We start from the raw sequence: 1,510 nt of genomic DNA on the forward strand, positions 1-1,510 counted from the left end.
CCGGCTAGACATCCCAGGTGCGTAAGTTGTCAAGCCGCTGCGGCGGGTTGTCGGTGTGTCCAGGCTGTGTCTTCGTCGTAGGTGGTGTGGTGGCGTAGGCAGCCGTGCAAGATGCCGACGAGGCGGTTGCCTAGGGCGCGTAGTGCTTGGTGGTGGAGGTTTCCGGCAGCGCGGTGCTGGTCGTAGTACAGGCGGGCTCCGGGGCTGCGTGTGATGGCGCAGAAGGCCCAGGCGTCGATGGCGTCGTAGAGGCGCCGGTTGCGGATGTGGCGGGCCAGCACGGCGCGTTTTCGGCCCGACGCGATGGTCAATGGGGAGGTTCCGGCGTAGTTCTTGCGACACTTGGCATCGGTGTAGCGGTTCGGGGCATCCCCGAATTCACCGAGCACCCGGGCGCCGAGGATGACACCAAGTCCTGGCAGGGAGCGGTAGATGTCGGCGTCCGGGTGTGTTTCAAAATGCGTCGCGAGTTCAGCTTCTAGATCGCTGATTTGTTTGTTGAGTTCGGCGACGATGCCAACGCCTGCGCGGGTGGTTGCCCCGAACGCGGCGGTGACCGCCGCGGGCGCGGCGAGATGTTCGCTGCGTAGCATCGCTTGGATTTCTAGTGCTCGGGTGTCAAGACTGCGTTGCCGCCCAGCGGCTTTGAGTGCCGAGCGGATCTTCGACAGGCTCAACCGTTGCGCGTCGCAGGGCGTTGGGGCGCGGCCGAGGATAGCCAGCGCGTCGCGGTCGGCCAGATCCTCGAAGGCCTCCAAGGCCGCGGGGTAGTACTCCCGCAACGTGCTGCGCAGGGCGTTGGTGTGGCGGGTGCGCGCCCAGATCAGATTCTGATGGGCCCGGGCAAGCACCTTGATTGCCTCAGCCCGCTCGCTGTCGCCGGCCACCGGGCGGTGGTTGTGCCGGTCGGTGCGCACCAGATCGGCCAGAAGCTTGGCATCGGAGGGATCGGACTTGGCGCCCGAGACGTGGTGACGGTCGCGGTAGCGGGCCGCGGCCAGCGGGTTGATGGCGAAAATCTGGTATCCGGCCGCGGTCAGAGCGTCCACCCACAGCCCGCGATCGGTTTCGATGCCGATCACGACTTGGGCCGGGTCCTGGGCGTGCTCGGCGATCAGCTCGTGTAGCCGTGCGATCCCGGCCAGTCCTTCGGCTAGCCGACGCGACACGAGCTTGTCACCGGCCTCATTCATCAGATAAACGTCGTGATGGTCTTCTGCCCAGTCGTCTCCGACGAACAGCATCGGTTGGCCTCCTTCATAGCTGCGGACGAAACCTGTTCGAGCCGAAGGACACCCAGCGGCGACCTAATGGATCAGTGCTCGATCGGCACGACATCCCATGAGCGCTACAGATGACCTCACCAACCAGCCGGGGCACGATCTAGCTCTAGGAATCGACACTCATTCCAGGCGGCAACAGTGCTCACCGGTTGGCGGCTCAGTGATCAGCGTCCCGCTCGAGAACCAAGATCCCCGTCAAGGACACGCTGTTCGCCTCCCATTAGGCG

Annotated in this window: 1 protein-coding gene; it reads right to left on the reverse strand. The window is 64.8% G+C overall.

Annotated elements, in window-relative coordinates; translation table 11 throughout:
• Positions 1–29 precede the first annotated feature (29 nt).
• A complete protein-coding gene (locus A5698_RS10850) occupies positions 30–1,244 on the reverse strand; it encodes an IS110 family RNA-guided transposase (RefSeq protein ID WP_068296308.1) in 1,215 nt (404 codons plus the stop codon).
• Positions 1,245–1,510 lie beyond the last annotated feature (266 nt).

This window comes from Mycobacterium sp. E136 (assembly GCF_001666865.1).
GTDB lineage: Bacteria > Actinomycetota > Actinomycetes > Mycobacteriales > Mycobacteriaceae > Mycobacterium.